The following is a 6567-nucleotide window of genomic DNA, read 5'->3' on the forward strand; positions in this document are numbered from 1 at the left end:
CTCAGAAATCCCAGCGGGTCGTCAGCATCACATTACGCGGCTCGCCGTAGTAGGTAGTGTCGAAGTTGCCTAGCCCGCTCAGGTAGCGCTTGTCGAACACGTTGTTGGCGTTGACCGTGAAACTCAGGTGCTTGTCGTACTGGTAGCGGCTCATCAGGTCGACCAGGGTGTAGCCGCCTTGCTTGATGTAGGTGTAGTCCTGGACCGCTGCGCTGTAGATCTTGCCGTAGAACGCGCTCTGCCAGTTCACCCCGCCACCGAGCGTAACCTTGTCCAGCATCCCCGGCAGGCGGTAAGTGGTGAACACGCGCACTAGGTGCTCAGGCTTGCTGGTACTCATCGGGAAGCCGTAGATGTGTTGTTCGTCGGCATCGCGGGAACGGGCATAGGTGTAACCGGCCGAGAGGTTCCAGCCTTCCTGCAGCTCACCGGCGACTTCCAGTTCCAGGCCCTTGGTGATTGCGCCGCTGGTGGCCTTGTAGATGCCTTCGTTGGTTTGAGGATTAGTGCCGATTGACTCGGCGACGTTGTCCTGTTCGATACGGAACACTGCCAGGCTGGCGTTGAGCCTGCCGTCGAAGTAGGCCGCCTTCAGACCGGCTTCGTAGCTGTCGCCTTCGACCGGGTCGAGGGTGACACCGTTGATGTCCTTGTTGCTCTGCGGCTGATAGATCGAGGTGTAGCTGGTGTACACCGAATAGGTGTCGTTCAGGTCATACACGACGCCGGCATAGGGCGTGACCACGCCATGCTGTTTGTAGCTGGCGGAGCTGTCCTGGAAGATCGGGTTCAAGCCGTCGTAGTTGTAGTTATCGCTGTACTTGAAGGTACTGATCCGGGTACCGAGGATCAGCGAAAGATCGTCGGTGGGGCGCAGGCGGGTGGCGATGTAGGCACCGTTCTGGCTTTTTTTCTGCTCGTATTTGCCGTTTTTCGGGAAGTCCGGTACGCCGATGTCGCCGTTCCAGTCGAAGATGCTACCCGGCACCAGGCCGCCTGCGCCGGTGTCCCAGGTGCTGCCGGTCTGGCGCGAGTTCGAGGTGTTGAAACCAACCACCAGGTCATGTTGGCGACCGAACAGGCTCAAAGGTCCGGAGAGGTTCAGGTCGGCACTGTTCTGCAGCCGATGGCCTTCCCAGCGCCCCCAGATAATGCCCATGCCATTACCGGCGCGATCCGGGGAGCCGCTGGCTGATGCCAGGCGGGTGTCATGGTTGCTCTGCAACTGGTTGACGCTGAGCTTGAGCGACCAGTCGTTGGCCAGCGCCTGTTCCAGGGAGGCGAAGTAGGTACGATTCTGGAAGTCTCTTCGGCTCCAGTCGGCACCCGGGTTCAACGAGCGTGAGAAATCAGTACGGCCGCCATCTTGGTAGTACACCGGGTTGCCGGTCCACGAGGTGCCGCGTGGGGTAGTGGTCTGCTGGTCGATGCCAACCGTCAACAGGGTGTCGGGCGTGATGTCGGCTTCGAGGATGCCGTAGTACACCTCTTTCTTCTGCTGGTAGTGATCCTGGTAACCCTGCTTGTCCTGCTGCGCACCGACGAAGCGACCGCGTAGGCTGCCACTGCTGTTCAGCGGTCCGGAAACATCCCCTTCGCCGCGATAGTTGTCCCAGCTGCCAGCGCTGCCAGTGAGCGACGCCTGGAACTGTGCGGTGGGTTTCTTGCGGATCAGGTTCACCGTGGCGGAAGGATCGCCGGAGCCGGTCATCAGGCCGGTCGCACCCTTGAGTACTTCGACCCGGTCGTAGATGGCCATGTCGACATGGGCGGTGCCTTCGTCATATACACCGTCATAAATGGTGTTGACCCCGTCGTACTGATAGTTGGTGATTACCAGGCCGCGGCTGGTGAACTCGGTGCGGTCGCTGTCGTAGGTCTGTGCCGAAACGCCGGGGGTATTGCGCAACACATCGGAGATGCTCTGGGCGCCCTGGTCGTCTATCAGTTGCCGGGTGACTACGGTGATCGATTGCGGCGTTTCGCGAATCGACAGCGGCAGTTTGGTCGCGGTCCGGGTTGCGGCGGTGGTGTAGGAACCGGTGTTCTCGGTGGTTTCGCCGAGGACCTGGCCGTTGATGCTGGTCGCCCCCAGCTCCAGGGCGCCACTGCTGTCGGCCGGGACCAGCACGTAGCCGCCGTTGCTCTGGCGCTGGGCCTGCAGGCCGCTGCCCTGAAGCAGGCGCGCCAGGCCTGCTTCCACCGAATAGTCACCCTGCAGCCCGGCCGCTTGACGACCCTGGGTCTGGCGGGCATCGAACGACAGGGTGATGTTGGCACGGGTGGCGAACAGGCTCAGGCTGGTACCCAGCGACCCCGCAGCGATCTGGAAGTTTTTGCTGGCGCTCTGTGCCATGGCCTGCGTCGGCAACAACGCCAGCAGCGGCAGCGGTGCCAGGGTCAGGCCGAACAATGCCAGGTGAACGGCGCGAACCAGGGGGCGGGGCGCCCGGGGGCAAGTGCGGGTCATGCAGGTTTTCCTTCGATTGGCTGGGCAGAGGGGCAGCTGGATGTGCTGCGTTAACTGCGTAGCCGAATGAGAATGAAAATCGGCAACCCATTTATTGAAATTGTTCAGGCCGGTTCGATGCTGACCCAGTAGCGGGTCAGGTAGCGCACCTTGACCGGCAACGAGGCAGTGAGGTTTTCCAGAATAGTGTCGGTATCGTCGATGCGAAAAGCACCGGACAGGCGCAGGTCGGCAATGCCCTCGGCGCAGCGCAGCACGCCCGGGCGATAGCGGCGCAGTTCGCGGACAAAGTCGGCCAGCCGCCACTCGATCACCGTCAACATGCCTTGGGTCCAGGCACCGGTGCCGGGCGCTGCGCTATGGGCGCTGCCGATGTGCCGCTGGTCGAAGCTGACTGATTGTCCGGCGTCCAGGCGCAGCATCAGCAGCGGGTTATCCACAGGACGAATCTGCACCGCATGTTGCAGCACGCTGACCCGGCTCTGGCCCTCGTCGCTGCGTACGCTGAAGCGTGTGCCCAAGGCGCGAATGCGGCCCTCGGCGGTCTGTACCTCGAAGGGGCGGGCGGCTGGATCGCTGGCGGTCTGCACCATGATCTCGCCGCGGTGTAGGCGCAACTGGCGCTGCAGGCCGTCATAGTGGATATCCACGGCGCTGTCGGTATTGAGTTCTAGCTGGCTGCCATCGCTGAGCCTGACTTGGCGCCGTTGTCCCTTGCCGGTGCGCAGTTCGGCCATCAGCGCCTGTGCCGGGGGGCTCTCGCGCATGGCCCAGCCCGTGGCGCCGACGGCCAGGAGCATGGCCAGGGTCTTGAGTACTGCGCGACGACGCGCGCGGACACCGGCCAGGGTCGGCAGCGTGACGTCGGCGGGCAGGCTGCCCAATTGATGCTGCAGCTTCTCCACCCGGGCCCAGGCCTGGGCATGGTCCTGGCTTTTGCCCAGCCAGTCCTGCCAGGCCTTTAGCTGGGCGTCACTGGGCTGTCCTGCGTGGAGCTGGACATACCAGGTCGCGGCGGCTTCCAGGGTGCGGTAATCCAGGGATTGAGCCATTCAGTCGTCCGTCAGCAGCAGGCAATGGGTCATGGCGCGGGTCAGGTGCTTTTTCACCGTGGTGACTGACACCCCCAGGCGCTCGGCGGTAGCGACATAGCTCAGGCCTTCCAGTTGCGTCGCCAGGAAGATGCGTCGGGTGCGTTCACCCAGCCCGTCGAGCAGGGTATCGACGGCCAGCAGGGTTTCGAGGATCAGTAGGCGGTTTTCCGGCGAGTCGGCCATCCGCTCCGGGCGGCTTGCCAGTTCGGCAAGGTAGGCCTGCTCCAGTGCCTTGCGGCGGAATTTGTCGATCATCAGTGCGTGAGCGATGGCGCCCAGGTAGCTGCGTGGCTCGCGAATGGTCTGGGCATTGCGCGCGCTCAGCACCCGGATAAAGGTGTCCTGGGCCAGGTCAGCGGCATCGCTGGCATTACCCAGGCGGGCGCGTAGCCAGCTTTTCAGCCAACCGTGGTGTTCGCTGTAGAGCGTATGCAGAGCAGCATGATCGGGAGCGGGCATGAACGGCAACCAGCGCAGTAATTGATAATTAGTCGCATTATTGTTGTTTGTCTGGATGTTTCGCAAGCGCTGGCGCTTGACCGGCGCCAAGTCGAGGCAAAGACTGATCAGCTATTTACCCGATCCAACCAGGAGGTTCGCATGACCAGCAAGGCTATTTACGTCCAGGCGGGCGGTGGTTACGACAAGGTTCAAGTCGGCACCTGCGAGGCAGTTGCACCTAAGTCTGGTGAGATCACCGTACGTTTGCACGCCAACTCGCTCAACTATCATGATTTTGCCGTGGTCAGTGGCATGTGGGGGCCGAGCGAGTCGCGCATCCCCATGGCCGACGGTGCCGGTGTGGTAACTGCGGTCGGCGCTGGTGTCAGCGAGTTTGCCGTGGGTGATGCAGTAGTCAGCACCTTCTTCCCTGACTGGCTGGACGGCCAGGCGCTGGTGGAAGGTTTCGCCACAGTGCCGGGTGACGGCATCGATGGTTACGCCCGCGAACAGGTCACGGCACGCGCCAGTTCGTTTACCCATGCTCCCAAAGGCTACAGCCATGCCGAGGCGGCGACTCTTACCACTGCAGGGCTCACCGCCTGGCGCGCGCTGATGGCCGACGATTCACTCAAGCCGGGTGATACCGTGCTGGTGCAGGGCACCGGCGGTGTTTCGATCTTCGCCCTGCAATTTGCCAAGCTGGCCGGCGCCACGGTGATCGCCACTTCGTCCAGTGACGAGAAACTCGAACGCCTCAAGGCCATGGGCGCCGACCACCTGATCAACTACCGCAAGACCCCGGCCTGGGGTGAAACGGTACGCCAGCTCACGGGCAATCGTGGTGTTGATCACGTCATCGAAGTGGGTGGCCCGGCGACGCTGGAGCAATCGATGATCGCTGCGCGTATCGGCGGGCATATCTCACTGATCGGCATTCTGACCGGGGTCGCCGGGCAGCTGCCACTGGTGCAGGCGCTGGTGCGCCAGATCCGCCTGCAAGGCGTGCTGGTCGGCAGCCGAGCCCAGCAGCAGGCGATGGTGCGGGCAATCGATGCCAATGGCTTGCGCCCGGTAATCGACAAATCCTTCGCCCTGGAACAGATCGTCGACGCGTTCCGCTACCAGGAAAGCAACCAGCATTTCGGCAAGATCTGCCTGGAATTCTGATCGCTCTTCAGTTTCACCGTGCTCACGGCGTATGACAGGCTGAGTTGTAAGTTAGTCGTTGGCGTGGAATCTCCCGGCCATCGCATCGTTCTTGGATGGCCAGGAGGCGCGTAGGTTGCCATTTGTAAAGTTCGAGAGACCGCTGCTCAGTCTAGTCTCGAAGGACGGAGGAACGATTCGCTACATCTTGCATTGCCGCTCGCCCGGTTTGCAAACACTCGAAGATGTGCTTGAACACGACGCCGGGAACACCAGGTGATCGGCCACTGCGGAAATAGGAGTGGCCCTTTGGAAAGTCATAAACGCTATTGACGTCGTCGCAATCCACTACGGAGATATTCTTAGGGGTAAGGTCAATGTTTTCCGGCCCAGTGTGACCCAGCCGTTTGGATGCAATTTTGTTCTTTAGGTTTGCCGCCTTGCTGGACCTTAAAGCCATATCATCCGATGCATAGTAGACGACGACATTTCGCGAGGCATGGCTAATCAATTCGCCGGGATTTCCTCGGTGAATTGATTCGTTCTCGATATCTGCTGCAACCAGGAAGGTATTGCGAAAAATTAGCGGAACTCCACTTGCGAGGTCGTAGCGATCCCATTCGACGAGTGTTTCACGAAGTACTCGGTTTCCCATTGAGTGGGCTAAGACGTTGATGCGCTTTAGGCAAGGATCGCTGCTGGGGTCATTCAAAGGTGATTCACGCCATTCAAGAAACTTGCTTAGCGCTCTAGACAGTGAGATGGCGCTGTAATCAGCCGATTTCTGGTCATCCCAATAGTCCTTGACAATGCCCTTGTCGTTATCGCATGGCCAGATGACTGGCACGACAAGAATCTCATTCTTAGATAGGTCATCACAGAGCTTCTGGAACTCCTCCACAGCGCTGAAGACATCTTCAGGAAGATTGGAGAAGCCATGGATATAGAGCAGGATCTGCCTGCAGCTAGAATTCCTGAGTTGCACCATGAAGGATTTGGAGCCGACCTCAAGTTGATCGTTCTTGCTTTTTCTTTCGCAGAAGAACACTGAATTGCTTGGGGCGTTGTTTGATAGGTCAAACTCAAACTTTCTGTTAATGCTTGTCTTAATTGATCCCTTGGGGAAACGATTGGTTATAAAGAGCATTTCGACGTCCTTTTTATTACTCCATGGGCGTGCTCGCCATTGCATTCGCAGAGCGATCACAGAACGGGCCTAGCGCTAGGTCAAGCGAAGTACAGGCCTCAATCGAGTGGTTGGCCGGGATGATGCCTCGCGAAGGTGCAGCGTAAGCGGTTGGGGAACACACCTTGCTCAGGTCAGCCCGACATCCATTGATGCGGTAGCAGTTGGTCGATCTCACTGGCCTTCTGCGTCGGCAACCGCGTCAGCACGTCCTTGAGATAGGCATA

6 protein-coding genes are annotated in these 6567 nt (G+C 60.1%); 1 reads left to right on the forward strand and 5 read right to left on the reverse strand.

The genetic code is table 11. From position 1 onward, the window contains the following. Position 1: 1 nt before the first annotated feature. From ACRESH_RS11255 to ACRESH_RS11265, 3 genes are all read right to left on the reverse strand, one after another. Positions 2-2470, reverse strand: a complete 2469-nt coding sequence (locus ACRESH_RS11255) for a TonB-dependent siderophore receptor (RefSeq protein WP_431742061.1) — start codon at positions 2468-2470, stop codon at positions 2-4. Positions 2471-2574: 104 nt separating this feature from the next. Further along, entirely contained in the window at positions 2575-3522 is a 948-nt protein-coding gene (locus tag ACRESH_RS11260; RefSeq protein ID WP_431742062.1) for a FecR domain-containing protein, read from the reverse strand. After that, a complete protein-coding gene (locus tag ACRESH_RS11265) occupies positions 3523-4023 on the reverse strand; it encodes a sigma-70 family RNA polymerase sigma factor (protein WP_431742063.1) in 501 nt (166 codons plus the stop codon). 141 nt (positions 4024-4164) lie between these two features. On the opposite strand from ACRESH_RS11265, the gene ACRESH_RS11270 reads away from it, so the two are divergent. Then, on the forward strand, positions 4165-5175 hold the full coding sequence (locus ACRESH_RS11270; RefSeq protein WP_431742064.1) for a zinc-dependent alcohol dehydrogenase family protein: 1011 nt from the start codon (positions 4165-4167) through the stop codon (positions 5173-5175). A 151-nt stretch (positions 5176-5326) separates the two neighbouring features. Here ACRESH_RS11270 and ACRESH_RS11275 read toward each other — a convergent pair whose 3' ends face one another. After that, positions 5327-6301 (reverse strand): alpha/beta hydrolase, encoded by a 975-nt coding sequence (locus ACRESH_RS11275; protein ID WP_431742065.1) that lies wholly within the window; start codon positions 6299-6301, stop codon positions 5327-5329. Between the two features lie 173 nt (positions 6302-6474). Then, the coding region (locus tag ACRESH_RS11280) for a transposase domain-containing protein (protein WP_431742066.1) at positions 6475-6567 on the reverse strand (93 nt) is incomplete at its 5' end.

Origin of the sequence: Pseudomonas sp., assembly GCF_050739775.1 — a bacterium.
Lineage (GTDB): Bacteria > Pseudomonadota > Gammaproteobacteria > Pseudomonadales > Pseudomonadaceae > Aquipseudomonas.